This window comes from Mycobacterium persicum, assembly GCF_002086915.1.
Lineage (GTDB): Bacteria > Actinomycetota > Actinomycetes > Mycobacteriales > Mycobacteriaceae > Mycobacterium > Mycobacterium persicum.
On the sequence record NZ_MWQA01000001.1, the window covers coordinates 5906587 to 5927793 of the forward strand.

The 21207-nt window shown below is 64.8% G+C and carries 14 protein-coding genes and 1 riboswitch; of the genes, 6 read left to right on the top strand and 8 right to left on the bottom strand.

The annotated features are described in order from the left end of the window. Window positions 1–179 precede the first annotated feature (179 nt). Window positions 180–1649 carry a condensation domain-containing protein gene (locus B4U45_RS26840; RefSeq protein WP_240316635.1) on the bottom strand — a complete coding sequence of 490 codons (1470 nt, stop codon included), beginning with the start codon at window positions 1647–1649 and terminating at the stop codon, window positions 180–182. Window positions 1650–1720: 71 nt separating this feature from the next. Further along, entirely contained in the window at window positions 1721–8008 is a 6288-nt protein-coding gene (pks2, locus tag B4U45_RS26845) for a sulfolipid-1 biosynthesis phthioceranic/hydroxyphthioceranic acid synthase (protein ID WP_259641767.1), read from the bottom strand. 668 nt (window positions 8009–8676) lie between these two features. Between pks2 and B4U45_RS26850 the strand changes: the two genes are divergently transcribed. Then, the gene (locus tag B4U45_RS26850) at window positions 8677–9240 is read left to right on the top strand and encodes a carboxymuconolactone decarboxylase family protein (RefSeq protein WP_116671221.1); all 564 of its coding nucleotides are present in this window, start codon (window positions 8677–8679) and stop codon (window positions 9238–9240) included. A gap of 27 nt (window positions 9241–9267) precedes the next feature. On the opposite strand, the gene B4U45_RS26855 is transcribed toward B4U45_RS26850, so the two are convergent. Then, complete coding sequence (locus B4U45_RS26855) at window positions 9268–9702, bottom strand: PaaI family thioesterase (protein WP_075546129.1); 435 nt, start codon at window positions 9700–9702, stop codon at window positions 9268–9270. Between the two features lie 59 nt (window positions 9703–9761). Here B4U45_RS26855 and B4U45_RS26860 point away from each other — a divergent pair, with 59 nt between their 5' ends. The 5 genes from B4U45_RS26860 (at window position 9762) to B4U45_RS26880 (ending at window position 14665) form a co-directional block, all read left to right on the top strand. Then, on the top strand, window positions 9762–10889 hold the full coding sequence (locus B4U45_RS26860; RefSeq protein ID WP_075546130.1) for an NAD(P)H-dependent flavin oxidoreductase: 1128 nt from the start codon (window positions 9762–9764) through the stop codon (window positions 10887–10889). Then, window positions 10886–11584, top strand: a complete 699-nt coding sequence (locus B4U45_RS26865) for a TetR/AcrR family transcriptional regulator (RefSeq protein WP_082275309.1) — start codon at window positions 10886–10888, stop codon at window positions 11582–11584. The genes B4U45_RS26860 and B4U45_RS26865 overlap by 4 nt, the downstream gene beginning before the upstream one ends. Before the next feature lie 104 nt (window positions 11585–11688). Beyond that, window positions 11689–11858, top strand: a riboswitch (M-box (ykoK) riboswitch). Between the two features lie 285 nt (window positions 11859–12143). Further along, on the top strand, window positions 12144–12398 hold the full coding sequence (locus B4U45_RS26870; protein ID WP_075546131.1) for an Rv1535 family protein: 255 nt from the start codon (window positions 12144–12146) through the stop codon (window positions 12396–12398). 529 nt (window positions 12399–12927) lie between these two features. Continuing rightward, a complete protein-coding gene (locus B4U45_RS26875; protein WP_075546132.1) occupies window positions 12928–13692 on the top strand; it encodes a glycosyltransferase family protein in 765 nt (254 codons plus the stop codon). A 223-nt stretch (window positions 13693–13915) separates the two neighbouring features. Then, window positions 13916–14665 (top strand): glycosyltransferase family 2 protein, encoded by a 750-nt coding sequence (locus B4U45_RS26880; RefSeq protein WP_240316636.1) that lies wholly within the window; start codon window positions 13916–13918, stop codon window positions 14663–14665. Window positions 14666–14695: 30 nt separating this feature from the next. On the opposite strand, the gene B4U45_RS26885 is transcribed toward B4U45_RS26880, so the two are convergent. From B4U45_RS26885 to B4U45_RS26905, 5 genes are all read right to left on the bottom strand, one after another. Continuing rightward, window positions 14696–15397, bottom strand: a complete 702-nt coding sequence (locus B4U45_RS26885) for a class I SAM-dependent methyltransferase (RefSeq protein WP_075546134.1) — start codon at window positions 15395–15397, stop codon at window positions 14696–14698. A 30-nt stretch (window positions 15398–15427) separates the two neighbouring features. Further along, entirely contained in the window at window positions 15428–16150 is a 723-nt protein-coding gene (locus B4U45_RS26890) for a GAP family protein (protein WP_075546135.1), read from the bottom strand. A 144-nt stretch (window positions 16151–16294) separates the two neighbouring features. Continuing rightward, complete coding sequence (locus B4U45_RS26895; RefSeq protein WP_075546136.1) at window positions 16295–17563, bottom strand: glycosyltransferase; 1269 nt, start codon at window positions 17561–17563, stop codon at window positions 16295–16297. 59 nt (window positions 17564–17622) lie between these two features. Continuing rightward, window positions 17623–18960: a condensation domain-containing protein gene (locus B4U45_RS26900; RefSeq protein ID WP_075546137.1), complete on the bottom strand. Its 1338-nt coding sequence runs from the start codon at window positions 18958–18960 to the stop codon at window positions 17623–17625. Window positions 18961–19012: 52 nt separating this feature from the next. After that, complete coding sequence (locus B4U45_RS26905; RefSeq protein WP_082275310.1) at window positions 19013–20521, bottom strand: condensation domain-containing protein; 1509 nt, start codon at window positions 20519–20521, stop codon at window positions 19013–19015. Window positions 20522–21207 lie beyond the last annotated feature (686 nt).

A 21207-nucleotide genomic window follows, 5' to 3' on the forward strand; every position in this document is an offset into this window, starting at 1 on the left:
CCCGTGGAAAAATCGTGCCAACGTACAAAAATTTTTTGTCCGAAGTGCAGAAAGTCGGCTGTTCTCGGGTAATCCGGCAGCACACCCCGGCTATTGACTTGACAGTAAACAGCGCATTGCCCCGGCGTCTGGGCCACTCGGCGAGGCCGCGGTCCGGGCACCGCTCACTCCGACGCCCATCAACCGGGGAACAGGCCGTCATTTCCGTTGCCACTGAAGCTGAGCGCGGTGGCACGACGTTGCCGGACATCGCCGCGGCCCTCGGCAACGCGCACATACACCGATTTCATGGCCTCCAGGTAGCGCCGCACCGACTCGTGGGCGATCGGACTATCCGGGAAGGATGCCGTTACCGTGGTCTCTTCGTGGAATCGATTGACCCACATGCACACCCGGGCCGCGATGCGACCGTCACTGAAGACCCTGGTATTCGCTGTTCGGATATGTGGCGCGAACACCGCGGAAAGCGGCGGTACCCCGGCGTCGAGGAACGACAGCATGGGAAAGCATCCTCGCGACAGCGGCGCCGCGAGCCGGGGCGCCAGCTCCAGCACGCGTTCGAACGGCACTCTGGCCAGGTGGGCGCGCGAGTCGAAAGCGGCTTGTGCGCCGCGCGCGGTCTCACCGAACGAGTCCCCGACCGGCACGGCAAGCGGAAGGTGGCCGATGAACCATCCGCTGGTGACAAACTCCGCCGGCGTGCTTCGGGTGCCGGTGGGCGTGACCGCGTAATAGGTCTCCGCACCGGCGAGTTCGTATTCGGTGAGGGCGGCGCACGCGAAGACTCCGCCGCTGAACCTGACGCCGGCCCGGGTGCACGCGGCCTCGAAATCGGCGGTCTGGTGGGCATCCAGCAGCTGCAGGGAAAGCACCTCGCCCGCCGTGAGCCGCGACGTGTCGCCCAGCGGCAGTGGGAAGGCGGGGAAGGATCCGTCGTTGTTTTCCAGGAATTCGATCCATTGACGTACCTCCGGCGAATCTAATGTCAACGCGGAGGTGTATGCGTGCTCGCGCAGGCAGTATTCGGCGTAGCTGCCGGCCTTCGACAACGGAATAGGCTCACCGCCGTCCATGAGAGTGTTGTACATCTCGCGGATCTCCAAGAAGATGGTGCCGAGAAATGTCGCATCGAAATGTATGTGGTCAATGCTGATGCAGACGGTGAAGTGGTCGTCATGCTGGATCACGCCGAATCTGAAGCAATCCCAATCCAGGGGACTCGGGGTGCTCAAGATGTATTCCTGCCATTGGTTCGGCGTCATCACACCGCGCTCAACCGGTTGCATTTCGATAGCACCGGGATCGGTCATGGTGTGGCGGACTATCTGACGCGCGCCGCTGATCGCAAACCTGCTGCGATAGGTGTCATGGCGACGAAGGTGGGCGTTGATGACGTAGGTCATCGTGCGGATATCGCAGTGACCGAGCATATCGAAGGCAATGACCAAAAGCCGTGACATGTCGAGGCCCTTGGCCGTTTGCTCAGCAAACCTGCGCAGATGCCGGGCCTGTATGTAGCTCGGCGGCACGGCGCTGATCGGTGCGTCCCGGGCGTTCGCCACAGTCGCCGGCGACGGCTGCCACAGCCAGACAACACCCGGCTCGGGCAGCCAATTCCTGACGTTATCCAGACCGAGATTGCCCACCACAACCAATTGAACTCCTTTGGCTCAACGCCCGGTCCCAGGATATTTCATGTCATCGAATATGCCGCACATCGTCACCGGATCGTTTCTTTGACGGCCAGCTTTTCACACAGGTAATCCGCGAAATCGCGAACCGTGGTGACATCGGTGGGGCTGCAGCGTATCCCGACCTCGGTTTCTATACGGGTCCGCAGCTCCAGATTGCCCAGCGAATCCAGCCCGTATTCGGAAAGCGGGCGATCCGGATCGACACTGCGACGCAAAATCGCAGCGATTTGTTCGGATATCAGTCGTCGAAGCCGTCCCGGCCACTCTTCGTGCGCCAGTTCCAGCAGCTCCGCACGGAATGTGCTTTCACCAGGCCGATTCCGGATAGCGGAGTGGAAACCCTCGGCAAACCTGCTGCGTGCGGCCAGGGCCGTCAGCCAGGGTGATCCGACGACCGGGACATAACCGCTGTAGGCGCGGGTGTGTCGAAGCAACGCCTCGAACGCGTAAGCGCCCTCGTCGGGAGCGATCATCGTGGTCTCGCCGTTCTCGGCGAGGCGTGCACCCCGGCCGACCTCGGCCCACGGGCCCCAGGCGATCGCGGTCGCCGGCAGGCCACGAGCTCGCCGCCACTGGACGAAGGCGTCAAGCCAGCTGTTGGCCGCCGCATAGGCGCCCTGACCGGGTGAGCCCAGTAGGGCAGCTGCCGACGAGAACACGGCGAACCAATCCAGTGGTTGGGTGGCGGTCGCCTGGTGCAGGTGCCAGGCACCGTGGACCTTCGGCCGCCAATCCCGCTCGATCAGCTCATCGGTGACGTTGGCCAGGGTGGCATCTTCGACGACTGCGGCTGCGTGCAGCACCCCGCGCACCGGCAGCCCGGTCGCTGTTGCGGTTGCCACCAACCGGCCCGCGGTTGCGGGCTGGGCGATATCGCCGCACTCGACCACCACGTCCGACCCGGTGGCCTTGACCAGATCGATTGTCTCCCGGGCCTTTTGATTCGGCTGGGCACGCGAGTTGAGCACGATGCGGCCGGCGCCGGCGGCGGCCATCTGCTCCGCCAGGAACAACCCGAGGCCACCGAGGCCCCCGGTGATGATGTAGGAGCCGTCGGGCCGGAAGACCGGGATCTGTTCGGGCGGGAGCACCACGGTGCTGCGCCCGGTGTGCGGGATGTCGAGGACAAGTTTGCCGGTATGCCCGGCGGCGCTCATTATCCGGATCGCGTTGGCGGCCTGGGTAACCGGATAATGTGTGCGCTTCGGCATCGGCAACGCGCCGTCGGCGACCAGCCGGTAGACCGTGGTCAGCAGATCCCGGATCCGGGCGGGGTGGGTGATCGTCATCAGTGCCAGGTCGACGGCGTGGAAGGTGAGGTTGCGCCGCAGGGTGAACAGCGCGAGCCGGGTGTCGTCGTAGATGTCGCGCTTGCCGATCTCGACGAATCGCCCGCCGAAAGACAACAGCGCAAGGCCGGCGCGCTGGGCGGTGCCGGTCAGTGAGTTGAGCACGACGTCGACGCCGTAGCCGTCGGTGTCCCGGCGAATCTGGTCGGCGAACTCGCTGCCGCGCGAGTCGTAGACATGCTCGATCCCCATGTCGCGCAATAGCTCTCGACGCTCGGGGCTGCCGGCGGTGGCGAAGATCTCGGCACCGGCGGAGCGCGCGATCGCAATCGCGGCCTGTCCCACTCCACCGGTGGCCGAGTGGATCAGCACCTTGTCGCCGGCTTCGATGCGGGCCAGGTCGACCAGGCTGTACCAGGCGGTGGCGTGGGCGGTGGTCGCCGCGGCGGCCTGCCCGTCGGTGAGCCCAGGCGGCAGCGTGGTGGCCAGTCGGGCATCGCAGGTGATGAACGAGCCCCAGCACCCTGCCGATGACATGCCGGCCACGCGGTCGCCGATCTGGTGATCAGTGACATCGGAACCCACGGCGGTCACCACGCCGGCGAAATCCGCGCCGAACTGCGGCGACTGGTCGTCGAAGGCGGGGTATCTGCCGAAGGCGATCAAGACATCGGCGAAGTTGACGCTGGACGCGGTCACGGCGACCTCGATCTCCCCCGGACCGGGCGGTATCCGCTCGGTCGCCACGACTTCCATCGTCCGCAGGTCTCCGGGCGTCCGGATCTGCAGGCGCACCCCGTGGCGGTCGTGGTCGGCGACGGTGGTTTCCCGCTCGTCGGGCCGCAGCGGCGCCGGGCACAATCGGGCGGTTAGCCATTGTCCCTGTCGCCAGGCGGTCTCGTCTTCGTCGGAGCCCGCCAGCAGTTGGCGCGCCACCTGCTCGGCGTCGGTGTGGTCGTCGACATCGATATGCGTGGTGCGCAGGTACGGGTGTTCGGCGCCGACCACCCGTAGCAGACCACGTAACCCGGCCTGTTCCAGATTGGGGCAGTCATCGGATCGGACCCGCTGCGCGTTGCGGGTCACCACATACAGCCGGGGGACGGAACCGGAGACTTCGGGTAGCCGGCGCGCGATGCGTACCAGCTGCTTGACGTTTTCGCTGCCGCGGCGCGGACTTCGCGCATCGTCACCGCCCATAGGTTCGGGCGCCAGCACGACCACGCCGGTGACTCCGCCGCAGTCGAGCTGCTTGCTCAACCGTTCGAGGTTGGTAGCGGGTTCTGCCTGTCGGGGCCAGCACAGTGTCGCGCATTCGGCACCGTAGCGCTTCAACGCATCGGTGAGTTCGGTCGCCAACATATCGGCGGTATCGGAAATGCTGACCAGCAGCCACTTTCCGGTGTCGACAGCACTCACACCATCGCAGCCGGCCGGTTCGCGCTCGCGCCATTCGATGGTCAGCAATCGCTCGGCCAGCAGCCGATCGCGATCGGCGCTCTCCGAGAGCCCGGTGCCCATCTGCAGGCCGCGCACCACCAGCAGCACGCTCCCGTCTTCGTCCATGACGTCGATGTCGGCCTCGACATTGGTGCCGTAGGCGGTGACTGTCGTGTGGCAGTAGCGGGCGTTGCGGGTGGACGCGTAGACGCGCAGCCGGCGCATACCGAGCGGCAACAGCAAGCCGCCATTGCCCACCTGCCGGACTGCTGGGTGGGCCGCAACCGACTGGAAACACGCATCCAGCAACGCGGGATGAACCCCGTAGTCGGCCTGCTGCCTGCGGATCACACTCGGTAAGCCGACCTCGGCGAGCACGGCACTGACCGCCTGCGGTGCGACGTGGGCGGCGGCCAGGCCCGCGAAAGCCGAACTCAACCGAATACCGCGCTCCTCGAACCGCTTTCGCACCTCCTCACCGTCGTGGCGGCACCGATAAGCCCGCAGTATCTCGGCCACGTCATGGGCGGGCGGCCGGTCTTGCGCGGATGCCGCCCGCAGTACTGCGCTGGCTCGTCGCACCTTATGGTTCTGCTGCTCGGTCTGGACGACGAAGCCGGCGACACCGGGTTCCCGCACCGACGCGACGGCGCCGATCGGGGTCCGCTCGTCCAGCAGCAGCATCTCCTCGAAGCGGATATCGCACACTTGCGACTGTTCGCCGAAGAGGGTGTGGGCCGCTGCCAATGCCATCTCGCAATAGGCCGCGCCCGGAAGCGCGGCCACATCGTGGATTTGGTGGTCGCGCAGCCACGGCAGCGCCGCCGTGCCGACCTCGCCGTGCCACACATGACGCGGCGGCTCCTCCATCAACCGCACGTGTGCGCCCAACAATGGGTGCACCGCAACGGTATTGACGCGCGAAGAGCCGCCCACCCGGTCGGGGCTCAGCAGCATCCGACGGTGTGTCCACACCGGAAGCGGCGCGTCGACCAACTGCCCGCGGGGATGAAGCACCGCGAAGTCCACGGCGGCGCCGGCACTGTACAGATCGATCACCACCGGACGCAGTCCCCATGGCATCGGTTGCTCACGTCGCATGGCGGCCACCGCGGCGACCGGAATGTCGAGGCCGCAAGCGGTCTGCTCGACGGCCCGCGTCAGCAGTGGGTGCGGTGACAGCTCCGCGAACACCCGGTGTCCGTCCTCCAGTGCCGCTCGCACCGCTGCGGCGAAACGCACCATATGACGCAGGTTGTCGACCCAATAACGCGCATCGCAAAACGGTTGTTCGCGCGGATCGAATGACGTTGCCGAGTAGTAAGGAATGGTCGGTTTCCTCGGGGTGAGGTCGCCCAGATCCATACCCAGCTGGTGCAGGATCGGGTCGACTTGCGGGGTGTGTGATGCCACGTCAACGGCTACCTCGCGGGCCAGCACCTCGCGCTCCTGCCACTGCGCGACGAGGTCGCGAACCGTCTGGGCCGCCCCGCCGATCACGGTGGACTGTGGTGAGGCCACCACGGCGACGACGACGTCACGGGCCGCGGCGCCGCGGCGGGTGAGTTCTTCGCGTACCCGTTGGACAGGCAATTCCACCGCGGCCATCGCGCCGGTACCGGCGACGCGCAGACACAGCCGCGACCGGCGGCAGATCACCCGCGCCCCGTCGTGCAGCGACAGCGCCCCGGCGACCACGGCGGCCGCCACCTCGCCGAGCGAATGGCCGATCACCGCGCCCGGAAGGACTCCGTACGACGACATCGTGGCCGCAAGAGCGACCTGAACGGCGAACAGCGTCGGTTGGACCCGGTCGATGCCAGTGACGGTGTGCGGGGCGGACATCGCGTCGCTGACCGAAAAGCCGGATTCCGCGGCGATCACCGCCTCAAGCGCGGCGACGGTCGAGGCGAACACCGGTTCGCTGGTCAACAGCTCGGCGCCCATCGCCGTCCATTGCGAACCCTGGCCCGAGAACACCCACACCGGGCCGCGGTCGTCGTGGCCGACTGCGGCAGGATAGGGGCGTTCGTCCGCGGCCACCTGGTGCAGGCGCTCGATCAGCTCGGACCGGCTATGGGCGAGCACTCCGGTACGGACCGGCCGGTGGCCGCGCCGGCGGGCCAACGTGTAGGCCAGATTCGACAACGCCGCCGGGTCCTGGTCCTGGCGTCCGGCCAGCCATTCGGCCAGCCGGCGCGAACTGCCGCGCAACGCCTCGGCCGACGTGGCCGACAGCGCAAACATCAACGGCGCCGCCGAGTCCGCCGGGTGGTGGCATGTCGCGATGGCCGGAGCCTGTTCCACAACGGCGTGCACGTTGGTGCCCGACATCCCATACGACGACACCGCTGCCCGTCTCGGCAGCGCGCCATCCTGTTCGGGCCAGGATGTAATTTCTTGTGGCACAAACAATTTGGTGTTAAAGCCGGCCGCCTCGTCGGGCAACCGGGTGAAGTGCAGCATCGGCGGCACCGCCCCATGCTGCAGCGACAAGATCGCTTTGACGAGCCCCACCGCGCCGGAGGCGGCCTCGGTGTGGCCCAGATTGCTCTTGGCCGAGCCGACCGCACAGCAGCGCTCGACCCCGTAAACCTTTGCCAAGCTTGTGAATTCGACCGGGTCGCCGACGGGGGTGCCGGTGCCGTGCGCCTCCACCATCCCGACGGTGGCGGGGTCCACACCGGCCGCGCGCAAAGCCGCTCGATATACCTGCGCCTGCGCCCGAGCCGAAGGAATCGAAATGTTTTCGGTGCGGCCGTCCTGGTTGGTCGCGGTGCCGCGCAGCACCGCAAGGATCCGGTCGCCGTCGCGCAGCGCGTCGCGAAGCCGCTTGAGCAGCACTACGGCGCAGCCCTCGGAACGGACGAAGCCGTCTGCCGACACGTCGAATGCGCGGCAGCGGCCGGTCGGCGACAGCATGCCCAGCGCCGACGCGGAGGCGCCGATTCTCGGCTCCAACATCACCATGCAGCCACCCGCCAGGGCCAGGTCGCTCTCGCCGTCGTTGAGACTGCGGCAAGCCATATGCACCGCAAACAAACTCGACGAACAGGCGGTGTCGACGCTGACCGCGGGCCCGCGCAGCCCCAGGGCGTATGCAACTCGTCCGGAGGCCATGCTGAACGGAATTCCGGTGAACCCGTACGCGTCTTCCAGGGCACCCGCTTCGGCGGTGACGTGTGCGTAATCGCTGTGGGCGATGCCGATGAACACCCCGGTCAGCGTGCCGGCCAGCGATTTGGGCGGCAAACCGGCGTGTTCCACCGCCTCCCACGAGGTCTCCAGCAGCAGGCGTTGCTGGGGATCCATCGCGGTCGCTTCGCGCTCGCCGATTCCGAAGAACTCGGAATCGAAGCCGGCGACGTCGTCGAGGAAGCCGCCCCAGCGCGACACCGACCGGCCGGGTACCCCCGGTTCCGGGTCGTAGTATTCGTCGACGTCCCAACGGTCAGCGGGAACTTCGGAAATCAAGTCGTCGCCGCGCAGCAGCGCCGTCCATAACGCTTCGGGCGAATCGACGCCCTTCGGTAGCCGGCACGCCATGCCAATCACCGCAACCGGGTCCGCACACGTGTCGTCCACGGTCAGCCACCTCCCCAGCGAGACCCCCGATCGCCATCTCTTCAGGTGACCGCAGCGTATCCGGTTGCCGGGGCTTCGAAGACCTGCCACACCGCGTCCGCATTAACGTTTTTGCGAATTCGCCGGGGTCCATCGACGGCGAACGCCGCAGCCCCGCTGGCTTTTCGGGGCGTCCCGATTTCGCCGGCGGTCGTACTGTTGACTCCCCGGTGGCTGGCCGCGAAGTTCAGCGTTGTGCCACAACGAGTTCAACCGATCCCGGCCTGCTGGGGGCACATGACTGCTCGCTATTGACCGACCTGTCAGCCGTCCATAGTGTGCTGGTATGTCGGACAACGCCGAACGCCCCCTCCCGGCACCGGGCGCGACCGTGCCGCAGGTGCCTGGTCACGCCGGTCCGCAAGTGGCTCTCCCGATTAGCCCCTGCAGCGCCGAAATACCTTGGGGAATAACAGGTTCAGTGCCACGTCGGCAGATGTCGACGTGGTGTGGGGCCCGGGCGCGGCTCGACGCGCCGGTCATGGCCCGTCGCGGTCGTTGCCGGCACCAGTGGCCGCCACGCCGTTGCGCGCGCCGCGGCAATGTTGCGGAACTGCTGGCTACCATGGCCGGCGAACGCGATGGCATCCCTCTGAACGACACGGAGTGCTCACACCATGACCCCACCCTTGAAGCCAGCCCGGGTACCCCAGTTGCCGGTCGACGAGGCCAAGGCGGCCGCCGATGAAGCCGGCGTGCCCGACTACATGGCCGAGCTCAGTATCTTTCAGGTGTTGCTGAACCATCCGCGACTGGCGCGCACCTTCAACGACCTGCTCGCCACCATGCTCTGGCATGGCGCTCTGGACCCGCGGCTGCGTGAGTTGGCGATCATGCGGATCGGCTGGCTGACCGGGTGCGACTACGAGTGGACCCAGCATTGGCGCGTCGCCTCGGGATTGGGCGTGTCCGCCGAGGATCTGATTGGGGTACGGGATTGGCAGCGCCACGACGGGTTCGGGCCGGCCGAGCGGGCCGTGCTGGCGACCACCGACGACGTGGTGCGCGACGGCGCGGTAAGTGCCGACAGCTGGGCCGCCTGTGAACGCGAATTACACGGCGACACAACGGTTCTCATTGAACTCGTGACGGCCATCGGGGCGTGGCGGATGGTCGCTTCGATCCTGCACAGCCTCGAAGTCCCGCTGGAGGACGGCGTGTCGAGCTGGCCGCCCGACGGCGTCTCGCCGTAGGCGCGCCATATTCGAGATAGTCGGGAATCAGACGATCCGATAGGTCTGTATCGCGTGGGCGACAACGCTGCCGTCGGCATCGGTGGCGGTGATCTCGGTGAAGGTGAGTTCCTTGCGGCGCCGGGTGGTGCGGGCATGGCACAGCAGGTCGCTGCGCTTGGCGGCGCCGGTGTACTGGATGCTCAACGCGACGGTCGCCGCCCGCATGCCCCTGTCGAAGTCGTGGTTGGACCAGGCTGCCGCCGCGCCGGCGGTATCGATCACCGACGCGATCACCCCGCCGTGAAAGTAGGTGCCGTCGTTGGTGAGGTCGTCGCGGAACGGCAGCCGGATCGTGACGTCGTCGGGTTCATACCGTTCGAACACAATGCCCAGCCCGCCCATGAACGGGGTGCTGGTCATCAGGTCACGCACCGCCTGGCGGCGCTGGTGTTGCTGTTCAGCGGTCAACGGCTCGGCCATGGCGGCTAGGCTACCGCATTAGATTGACATATCAATCAATAGCTCCTAGCGTCACAAAAATGCGGACCAGAGTCGCCGAAATGCTCGGTGTCGAGTTTCCAATCTGTGCCTTCAGCCATTGCCGCGATGTCGTTGCCGCGGTGACCAACGCCGGCGGGTTCGGGGTCCTCGGAGCCGTGGCGCACAGTCCCAAGCGGCTGCACAGCGAGCTGACCTGGATCGAGGAGCAGACCGGCGGCAAACCGTATGGAGTCGACTTGCTGCTACCGCCGAAGTATGTCGGCGCCGAGCAGGGCGGGATCGACCGGCAGCAGGTCGCCGAGCTGCTGCCGGCCGAGCATCGCGCATTCGTCGACGACTTGCTGGTCCGCTACGGCATCACCCAGCCCGCCGGGCAGCAAACCCGGACGCCCGGGGGAGGGCTCAACATCTCACCCAAGGGTTATGAACCGCTGCTCGAGGTGGCTTTCGCCCACGACATCCGGCTGATCGCCAGCGCGCTGGGACCGCCGCCCGCAGACCTCGTCGAGCGGGCTCACGGTCATGACGTCGTGGTGGCGGCGCTGGCCGGCACCACTCAACACGCGCGCCGGCACGCCACGGCGGGTGTCGACCTGATCGTCGCTCAGGGCACCGAGGCCGGCGGTCACACCGGCGAGGTAGCGACCATGGTGCTGGTCCCCGAGATCGTCGATGCCGTCGATCCGCTTCCGGTATTGGCCGCCGGCGGGATCGCCCGTGGTCGCCAGATCGCTGCGGCCCTGGCCCTGGGCGCCGAGGGCGTGTGGTGCGGATCGGTCTGGTTGACCACCGAGGAAGCCGAGACGCCACCGGTGGTCAAGGAGAAGTTCCTGGCCGCCGGCTCCACGGATACCGTGCGGTCCAGGTCGATGACCGGCAAACCGGCGCGGATGTTGCGCACCGCCTGGACCGACGAGTGGGCGCGCCCGGAAAATCCCGATCCGCTCGGAATGCCGCTGCAGACCGCCCTGATCGGTGAGGCGCAGCTGCGCATCAACCAAGCGGCCGGGCAGCCCGGCAACCGGGCCGGGGAGTTGGCAACCTACTTCGTCGGTCAGGTCGTCGGCTCGCTCAACCGGGTGCGGCCGACCCGCGCGGTGGTGCTCGAGATGGTCGAGGAATTCATCGACACCATCGCTCGGCTCGAGGGGCTGGTCGACAAGTGAGCACCACCCGGCGGCGCCGGGCGGTCAGTGACGAGGACAAGTCGCAACGGCGTGACCAGATCATGGCCGCGGCCAAAGAAGTATTCGCCCGTAACGGTTTTCACGCCACCACGATCGCGGACATCGCCAAACAGGCCGGCCTGGCGTATGGCTTGATCTACTGGTATTTCGAGTCCAAGGATGACCTGTTCCACTCGCTGATGGCTGCCGAAGAGGATGCGCTGCGCACGCATCTCGCCGAAGCAATGGTCGCGGCCGGCGGGTCCGCCGACAGCGCCGGGGGAGAGAGATTGTTCCGGGCCGGCGTGCAGGCCACCTTCGAGTTCTTCGAAGCGGACAAGGCCACCGTCAAACTGTTGTTCCGCGACGCCCATGCGCTCGGCGACCGGTTCGAAAAGCACCTCGGCGGGATCTACGAACGGTTCATCGACGACATCGAAACCGTCATCGTCGCCGCTCAAGAGCGCGGCGAAGTGGTGGCGGCCCCGCCCCGGATGGTTGCCTACACACTGGCCGCGCTGGTGGGCCAATTGGCGCACCGGCGCCTGAGCACCGACGACGGGGTCAGCGCGGCGCAAGTGGCGGACTTCGTCGTTTCCCTGGTGCTCGACGGGCTGCGGCCGCGCCGGGTGCCGGACGGACGCATCGCCACAGACGCCGGCTTGGATCGTATAAGCCCAGTTCAGAGTAGGTAAACCTGCTGAATTCCTGTCAACGCCCATGGTGAATGCGTAAAGATTCGGACACGGGCGCCAGGTTCGTTTGACCGACTCGCATCGGTGGTGCATCATCTGTCGGGTAAGCACCTCGTTAGGTGAGGCGGCTACACGAACACAGGCCACTGACCCCGAACGTCGAAAGACGCCCCGGGTCAGGACAGCTCCTCCCGGCTTAAGGGTTGAGCCCAGGTGGCTTCCGGAATACCGGACACGTCGTGTGGTGCCAAAGCTCTGACGAGAGGGGTGCGGGTTCCGACGATCGTCGGCGTTCCGATACTCCGTTGTGCACGTAGAACGTGCGGTTAGCCGCGCGTGCCGCGACCGCGAGGAGGTGAGGGACCCATGAGTTCCGGTGACAGTCCGGACCGATATCCGGGCTCTGTTTCGTCCCGATCCGATCGCCGGCGCGACGTACTGTGCTGAGTCGTCAAACCTAGATCAGCCCCGCTGGATCGGAACCGCTACGGGACGGGACTACCCCTGTCGAAGTCTGTCCAACAGTCCATAGCTTTGATTTCCCCTCTAGGAGCCGATCATGACCGCTGTTCTGTACGACGAAGTAGTAACCACAACCCCCGCTCCCCGGCTGCGGGTGGTGCGCGAGGGTGCCCCGATTGAGACGCCCACGCCCGCGCCCGCGAAGGCGAAGGTGGCGCGTCGGGTCGCCAACCCGCCGTTCGGCGCCGGTGGAGACCCCCTCGTCGACGGGGCGGCACGCATGCTGACCATTCCGATTCGGCACGTCTACGCCGCGCTGTGGCGGATCGGTGTGCTCGAAGTCCGGGCCTAGTCCGGTGGATAGCAAGTATTCGACCTGCACAGGAGCGGGCGTGGCTGACGCTTGGCTCCAAGGGGCTGGCCGGCAACAGACGTAGTTATCTGTGTTCCGCGGCTGGGCAAAACCTTGGAGCCCCTGGCGGTTACGAAATGTCGGCTCACCGGCTGAAGTGAGGCCAATGCCTGCCTCGTCGCAGCAAGCCGGCCAGGTGTGTTGGCCGGCGCCTCCGATGCGAGCGCTTCTCTCGGGCTGGCCGACCAGCCGCCGTATCGCTTCGTTGACGTGACCGCCCCAGTGCCCCTCCGGTGGCCAGCAGCGTGTGTTTACTGCTGGGAGCCCAAACTTGTACGGCGACTAATCTTTTCGATTCTTGCGTGAATCAGCAACTGAGCCCCCCGGAACCTGGCTGCACCGTTGCCCCGTTGCGGTATACGGCCTCCACCGAGGCGTCGACGTTCAAGCATGCCGGAACCGGCTTTCCGTCATCGCTCTTGCCCGGAATGGCTCGGGAGGTGGCCCCCGCCGGTGTACGGTCAACCTCATGTCCGTACTGATTGTTGTCCCGGTGTTTGGGCAGCATGAGTATACCCATGCCCTCGTCGACGACCTAGAGCGCGAAGGCGCTGAATATCTAATCGTTGATAACCGGGGCGATTATCCCAAGATCAGCAATGAACGTGTCATGACCTTCGGCGAAAACCTCGGCTGGGCTGGGGGGAGCGACTTTGGATTCCGAATTGCGTTCTCCGAAGGTTACTCCCACGCGATGACACTCAACAACGACACCCGCATCTCGAAGGGTTTTATCGCCGGCCTGCTCGATCCACGCCTGCCCGCTGATGCTGGAATTGTTGGGCCGATGTTCGATCATGGGTTCCCCTGCGCGGAGGATGACGAGAAGCCGGACGCCGCTAACTACATTCCCCGATCGCAATATCGGGCGGTAAGTGCTGTCGAGGGGACGGCGCTCATGATATCTCGCGAATGCTGGCAGATCGTGAGCGGAATGGACCTGCGAACGTTCGGCCGCTACGGGTGGGGGGTAGACCTCGATCTGGCATTGCGGGCTCGAGCCGCTAATTTCGGGCTATACACAACAGAGATGAGTTATATCAACCACTTCGGCCGCAGGACCGCCAATACACATTTTGGCAGATTTCGATATTTGTTGGGTGCAAACTCGACAATGGAGCGGGCAATGCGGCGATTGCATGGTCGTAATTGGCGCAAGCAATTTCCACCGGGGACCTTGCCGCAAGCGGTACCGCGACACTCGATCGCGTATACGACTTACCAGCTAGAGTGATATCACCTTACCCCGCAGCCGAGGTCAAGTACGCGTTGCCCAGCCGTCGGACCGCAACATCTCTGGCGGTGTGGATGGTAATCCGAGGTCCAATTTTGCGATTGTCTTGTGATGCGCATGCCTGGCCGTCCTGTCACGCGAACTGTTCCCGAGAATGGACCGCCGAGCGGTCTGGGCGCCCGTTATCCACGTTTCGCCATGCGAACCCTGCTACGATCGTGTCGTGTTGGGTGACGTCTCAACCGGGGGTAATACCGATATGGCCAGCGGTCAGAAGCTGTATTTTTCTATCATTATTCCTGCGCACAATGAAGAGGAATATATCGGAGCCACACTCGAACACGCCACAGGCCTTTCCTATCCTGAGGAATCGTTTGAGGTCATCGTGGTCGAGAACGGCTCCTCGGACCGCACCCTTGACATCGCAAAGCAATTCGAGGGCGGCAATGTTCGCGTCTTCGAGAATGATAAGGCGGGAGTATCCGCCGCCAAGAACCTCGGCATTGACCGGCTTTCACCTCGTAGCGACTGGGTAGTATTCTTGGACGCGGATACGATTCTGAAACCCAATTTCCTTCTCGATCTGGACGCTCGGCTGCGAGCATCGCGCAAGCCGCTCTCCGTGGGCACCACCAAGGTCTTGCCTCTCGGCGGCGGCCGTGACGCACGTATTTGGTTCGCGATTTACGACCAATTGCACCGGTTGGGTGGATCGTACGCCATCCAGATAGCGAAGCGATCACTCTTTCCCGCACTCCGATTCGACGAGCATCTCATCATGGGAGAAGATGTCCGGCTTATCAAGGAGGCGCGCAAACTAGGAAAGTTTTTCTACGTACCGACACCTACGGTCTACACTTCGACACGTCGTTTCGATGCGACTGGTTACTGGAGGCTTTATTTCCAGTGGGCATCTTTCGAAATATTGCCGCGGCGGCTGCAAAAACGCCGCGGCTACAAGGTCGTCCGATGACCGATCCCGTCCGAGGCGGTGCGACGCGCTTCACGTAGCTTGGCGGGCGCCCGCTTTGAACACGGTCAATAGCCCCGGCCTCGGCGCGGCCGGCGACCCGACACAGACATAGTGGAGATATCGGCCGTCGGCGAAGAACCCCAAACTGGCTACGGCAATCGCCACGCCCAGCGGGCCGGGCCACGCGTTGATGCCCTCGATCCGCTGTATCCGCAAGCCCGCCTTCTTGAAGATTCGCACAATGCTCCGGCGGGTGAAAAAACGTAGGTAGGTGCGGTCGAAAGGGCCAAAGTCCTCTTGCGGGAAGTCTTTTCGGAACAGCACCTGGCCCAGCGCGGGAAGAAAGCGGAAGTTGGGAACCGCGGCGACGACGACGCCGTCGGGCTTGAGCTTGGTGCGCAGCTTGTGTAGCGCCGCGCCCGGTTCCACCAGCCGCTCCAATACGTCGACGCAGATCACCGCGTCGAAGTAGCCGTCGGGCAGTTGGGCGATCTCCCGCTCCAGGTCTTCGGTGAGGACGCGTTCGGTGACGGCGCTGGCGGGCCGGGTGGTGTGCTCATCGGACACGATGCCCCAGAGTTCGGCGCCGGTTCGGTCTTTGACCGTGACGCCGAACGACCCATCCGCGCAGCCGAGATCGAGCACCCGTTGTGCGTCGGTGGGTATGAGCCGCAACGTCTCTGCCGCTGCTTGGTGGTAGTACCGCGCGAGGCGGCCGGGTTCTGGTGTCATCGGCTCAGCTGGCAACCCCGCATGCTGGGTTCAGTTCATGCCGCTTGCCAGCAGGGCGATCCCGGCCGCGGCGAAGGCAACGGAGAGGATCTGGCGCCGATGCGTCCGTAGCCAGTTGCGCAGCCGCAACATGGTGGCTTCGGTCTTGTCAGGGTTGACCAGATGGCTGACAAGCGGGATCTCGACGATCGCGAGCATCACGAGAAGGTAGGCGACGGTCGCGCTGAGCTGAGTGCCGAACGCCGCACCCGACGCGCCGATGGCGGTGAGCACCACCAGGTACTCCACCGGCGGTGGTCCCGCCGAGCTCAGGCCGGCCACAAACGCCACCCAGGGAAATCCGCCCTCGAGTGCACTCTGGGCGTTTGCCATCAGCCGCGAGAATCGGGAGGGCTGCTCCTGCACCAGCACCGTCGAGGACTCGCCGGTGGACACCAGCGCGGGCGAACGGACCGAGACTCCGGCGGCGACCAGCGCGGCCACCACTAATGCCACGACACCAAGCGCGACTTGGATGTGCCCGACAGTGGAGCTTGCCGCCAGGGAGGTCACATTGTCGGCGAGGGCATGTGCGAAGTCGCGCAGCAGAAGCAAAACACCCAGTGCGACGGCTGCGCCCGTCGCCATTCCGCCGAACCAGAAAGCGAGTAGGTTGACCATTGGCCGCGGCTTCGAGATCAAGAAGAGGGCAACGCCCAGACGCACCGGCTCAGTCGCTGTGATCAGCGCGAGGATCAGTACTGTGGTCCACATCTGCCCCCTCCTCCCGTTCGCGTCTTTCAGCTGACCGACACTGCGTCAACGCATAGGAAGCGGTGGCGACCGCCCGGGGCTCTGTCGTTGAAGAAGCATTTCGCGGTCATGTCGTCCTGTTCGAGTGGGCGGTGCGCACCGGAGTCAGTCACGAAATTGCGGGCTGGACTGATTCCGGCTCACCTCATTTTCCAGAAGATCAGCTGCCCGCGTGGCGCTTTCGCCAGGTTTGGTCATCTGATTTGCAATCTCGCGGGCCCGATTGACGTACGCGGGGGCCAGAATTGCCCGGAGGTCGCTGACCAGCGTCTCCTTCGTGGTGGCCGCGAGCCGGCGTCCAGAGCCGATCTTGAGCCGCTTGATCTGGGCTAACCAAATCGGTTGCTCTATCCAGATCCAGAGGATTAGGGTAGGGATGCCGGCTCGCATGCCCGCCGCGGTCGTTCCGGCGCCGCCGTGGTGTACCACCGCGCGGCAGGCCGGAAATACCGCGGCGTGGCTTACCCCGGGCACCAGTTTGACGTGGTCCGCGCACCCGAGAGTGCTGACGTCGTTCTGGCCGGTGCAGATCAACGCGCGTTCGCCCAATTCCGCACAGGCGGCGCTGATCATGGCGATGGTGTCGACGGGCGAATCCACCGGCATGCTGCCGAAGCCGAAGTAGATCGGCGGCGTGCCGGCAGCGATCCACGACAACACCTCGTCGTCGTAATCCGTTGGCAGTTCCAGGGTCAGCGCTCCGACGAACGGCCGCCTGTCAGCCCATTGCGCCCATTCGGTAACCAGGCCGGGAAAGCACAGCTCGTCATACGCCTGGATCTCGAGCGCCCGGCGGCCCAGAATGCGCGACGACGACGACGCGGTTGTCTTCGGCAGGTCCAGTTCTCGCCGCTGCACGTCTTCAGGGCTCTTCGTGATGCGCCAGTGCACCCACCACAGCGCCGAAATTAGAGAGCGATTCAACGGCGCCGGCAGGATTGGCAAGAGCTGGCCATTGACCCGCGCGGGCATGAAGTGCATGGTCGCCAGCCGAATGTCGTAATACTCGGCGATGTTGGCGGCAATGCCCTGGTGGATCATGCCGGTCAACACCAGATCCGCGCCGGCTGCCAACGATCTCAGGGTCGCAGCCATGTCGGCCCAGGCCTGACGCAGGTCCGCGATACCTTCGCGCACCAACTTGACCGAAGTCTGCGGCTTCCAAAATTCGTGCAAGTTGTCTTCGTCGTCCAGCAGCGCCTGAGTGTCCGGTCCGTAGCTGACCGCATCCAGTCCGGCCGCTTCGGCCAAATCGATCAGGTTGGGCGGCACCGCGAGGCGAACTTCGTGCCCCCGGCGCAGCAGCTCCCGACCGAGGGCCGTGCAGGGCTCGACATCGCCGCGGGTGCCGTTGATCGCCAGTGCGAACTTCATCAGCGTCCCCTACCTTTTGCTTCCCGCCCCCCGGGCGACCTCAGTCCGGTGACTGCGAACTATCCGAATACCTCAGCGGTTAGCCGATAATCTGCAAGCGTTTGTTCTATCAATCCGCGCAGCTGCCGGTTCGAATTCTCCGCGCCACGTTGATAAGAGGATACGCTGATGAAAACTTTTCCATTCAGACGTCCGGAGAACAGGTACAGCTGGCCGCTTTCCCGCTCGATATTCTGTTTGGCCGCACCCTGATTGAACAGACGTGCGGAGAAATGGTCGGCATCGGTGCCGTCGATACGGTTCAAATCGTGACTAAGGTTCCTGACATTCGAACAGCAAACCGGCAAATCCGAACTACCCAGGGCTAGTGCTGCCATCTTCCTGGCCAGCCACCTCGGTGTGTAAGGGACCAGCGGCAGCGGTTTGAGCAGCTCGTTTGGGGTTTCGTGGAGTGCGGCCAGGCTCTGTTTCATCTCGTTGCGGATGAGCTGCAAATCCGTCGCCACGCGGTCCGGGTCGACCTGGAAGGTAATGGCCGTCAGCGCATTTGCCCGTGAATCACCTGCGGTGCGTTCATTGACCGGCATTGTTATCGTGACAGCGTTATCAGCCGGGCTCAGCCGTCCCATGCGTTGCGCGAGCCTGGTCGCGAAAGCAACGAAAAGCGAATTGCTGGACCCGCCGAGTTCGAGTACCCGGCCATCCCACGAAGCCAGCCCACAGGAAAATGCGACAGAAGGTACGACAATTGGCTCGTCGCTGCGGCCCGACGCAGCCGGTGGTGCGCCTGTTGGTGCCTTCGCACTCGAGCCGCGGTTGAGGACGAGCATGATGCCGGCGATCAGCGCCCGAAAAACCTGGGGCAATCCGCGAACGGCGTCCCACGCATCGACAAACAGTGCTCGTCCACGACTGCGCGATCGTGGGGGTGGATAGCCGAAATCGCGGGTGATGCCGTTGACGGCCTCGTGGATAGCGAGATGCAACGCGACGCCGTCCACCACCGAGTGCGACGTGATTAGGGTTACCGCCGTCCCACCGTCGTGGAGCGGGAGGACCCCCAGGTGCCAGCAAGGACCGTATTCGGGGTCGACCGGAATCTGCGCACGCTCATCCAGCCAGCCCATGATTTCAGCGCGAGATCGGGGTGCCGGGGCGACGTCGATGTCCGGCGCATCGCGGTATGCGACCCAGCGGGGACGGCCAAACGGTAACGGGGAACGTTCGATTCGGCGCCCGAGCCATCCATGGCCGAGGTTGCGGTTGAACCGGCGCAACGCTTCCAAGTCAACCGGACGATCGTAGATCCAGGTAACTTGGCCGACGGTGTCAACGCCGGTTGCGCGCAACCGAAGGAAGGCTGCGTGGTCGAGAAAGGCGATCCTGTTGTCCGTCATGGCCGAAGAACGTGCCAATTCGAAACTCCCTGGTAAAACCCGGATTTCCGGCCTAGCCGGTGCGCCAGGTGGTCAAGGGGGGGACCGCGGTCGCGGGTTCGTAGGCGCGCCGGCTATAGGCGAGGTGCAGCTGACTGCCGTTGTGGCGCCGGGCCGGCATCACTTCGCGTCCCTCGGCTACCCGGACATAGGCTGCCTTCAGCGTCTCCGCGTAGCGGGTGACCGACTCGCGGGCGACCGGGTTGTCCGGGAACAACACCGTTAACTGGGTCTCTTTCTCGAACCGGTTAATCCGGATATCGATTTGCCCCATCATTCCGCCGTCGTGGCACAGCCGGGCGTGTAGGCCTTCCACGTGGCAGTTGGCCAGAGCCGACAGCGGCGGAATGCCGGCGTCGAGGTAGAAGAGCAATGGTGCTCCCCATTGGCCTTTCCGCAGCCACGGAACCAGTTCCAGCACGCGGTCCAACGGCACTTCGGCCAATTCCCGGCCGGAATCAAAGCATTCCTGAGCCGCCTTGACGATTTCACCGAACGACGATCCGGTGGTGGGGACGGTGAGCGGCACGAAGCCGGTGAACCAACCCGTCGTCATGAAATCCGTCTGGGTGCGGCGAATGTCGATGGGGACGATGGCGTGAAACTCGTCGGTTCCGGTCAATTCATGTTCGGCAACTGCCGACATAGCGAGTACGCCACCGCAGAACCGGGCTCCCGCCGACAAGCATGCGGACTCGAACGCGAGTGTCTGCCGCTCGTCCAACAGCCGGACGCCCATCATCTCGCACGGCGCAGATGTGTCCCCCAGCGGCAGTGGGAATTTGGGAAGGCAACCGTCGTTGGTCTCGAAGAATTCGGCCCATGCGCGGATAACCGGGGAGTCCAAGGTGAGCCCGGCCAGGTGCTCCTGCTGCCGGGTGCAGTAGTCGTGATAGCTGCCCGTCTCGGCCAGGCGCAACGGCGCTCCGCCCCCGACCAGTGCTACGTACATCAGGTGGATCTCGGCGAACGCGACGCCGACGAACATGGCGTCGCAGTGAAGATGGTCAATGGCCACACAGAAGGTGAAATGGTCTGCGCGCTGAATGATCGAGAAGCGGAAGCAGTCCCACTCCAGCGGGGTCGGGGTGGCCAGCAGGTGGTCCCGCCACTGGCTTTGCGTTGTCAGCTCACCGTGCTGAGTCGCGACGAACTGAATGTCGTTGGCTTTGTTGATGGTTCGCCGCACGAAGCGATCGCCCTCGGTGTGCTCGAACCAGCTTCGGTAGGTGTCGTGGCGACGCAGATGTGCATTGATGACGTGCGTCATGGTGCGGATGTCGCATCGACCGGGAATGTCCCAGGCGGAGATCAGCAATCGCGACATCTCCAGGCCGCGGCTGGCGTAGGACCGGAAGTTACGCAGGTGATGGGCTTGCATATAGCTGGGCGGTACCGGGCTGATCGGTGCTTGCTTCGCCTTGGCGAGCGACGGCGGCGACGGTTGCCACGACACCAGCAGGCCCGGCTCGGGAGCCCAATCGCGGATGGTCCCGGCCTCTACTTTCCCTACTCTGACCATTCTTCCTCCCAGTCGCCCAGCAGGTTGCGATGCACCGGAGAGCCAAGGGTGGTCCACAGAACCCGGCACGGTGATGACATGTGTAGGGAACCCGGTGAACCGGGTTCGAGGTCTTGGCCGTAACGATTTCGGGTTGCGCCACCGGTGCCGGTCCACCGCACGTCACGGGACACGTTGGACGGGTCGGTGCCCCTGGCCGGCCAACGGACTGCGGTCGTGACGGCACTGGGTAGGCCGGGTATCGTGGTGTTCACATGCCCCCTCATTAACTTGTCGTGCCTCCCCGAAGGCACGACCATATTGCCGTCGGTACGGGTTGCCCCATGCCCGACGTTGTGACGACCGTTCATCCGGGTATTTAGGTTTCTAGCGGTGGTGAGCTGAGCCTAGTTGATGGTTGGTGCTTAAATTTCGGTTTTCGCTGCATTGGGTTTAAACCCGTGGTTGAGGGGTCGCAGTTTGTTGGCTGGGTGGGGTTCGCACTCCCGCTGCCGGGTAGGATCGGCCGCAACGGCGTTGATCCGGCTATCACCGGTGAGCCTTCGGAAGAACAGCCCAAAAGCCCAGTAGAACCGAACGGGTGGGCCCGTCACAGCCTGCAACGAGCGGCCGTGCGTAGGTGCGGCAAGCGGGGTGGTACCGCGGTGCTCGCGCTTCCGGCGCGTCGTCGTCCCCGTGTCTTGTGA

Bases quoted from the DNA above. Each gene is read 5' to 3' on its own strand.
- B4U45_RS26855 (WP_075546129.1), bottom strand. From the start codon at position 9,702: ATGGCCGAGCCGTTGACCGCTGAACAGCAACACCAGCGCCGCCAGGCG.
- B4U45_RS26860 (WP_075546130.1), top strand. From the start codon at position 9,762: ATGCGGACCAGAGTCGCCGAAATGCTCGGTGTCGAGTTTCCAATCTGT.
- B4U45_RS26870 (WP_075546131.1), top strand. From the start codon at position 12,144: ATGACCGCTGTTCTGTACGACGAAGTAGTAACCACAACCCCCGCTCCC.
- B4U45_RS26875 (WP_075546132.1), top strand. From the start codon at position 12,928: ATGTCCGTACTGATTGTTGTCCCGGTGTTTGGGCAGCATGAGTATACC.
- B4U45_RS26885 (WP_075546134.1), bottom strand. From the start codon at position 15,397: ATGACACCAGAACCCGGCCGCCTCGCGCGGTACTACCACCAAGCAGCG.
- B4U45_RS26890 (WP_075546135.1), bottom strand. From the start codon at position 16,150: ATGTGGACCACAGTACTGATCCTCGCGCTGATCACAGCGACTGAGCCG.
- B4U45_RS26895 (WP_075546136.1), bottom strand. From the start codon at position 17,563: ATGAAGTTCGCACTGGCGATCAACGGCACCCGCGGCGATGTCGAGCCC.
- B4U45_RS26900 (WP_075546137.1), bottom strand. From the start codon at position 18,960: ATGACGGACAACAGGATCGCCTTTCTCGACCACGCAGCCTTCCTTCGG.
- B4U45_RS26905 (WP_082275310.1), bottom strand. From the start codon at position 20,521: ATGGTCAGAGTAGGGAAAGTAGAGGCCGGGACCATCCGCGATTGGGCT.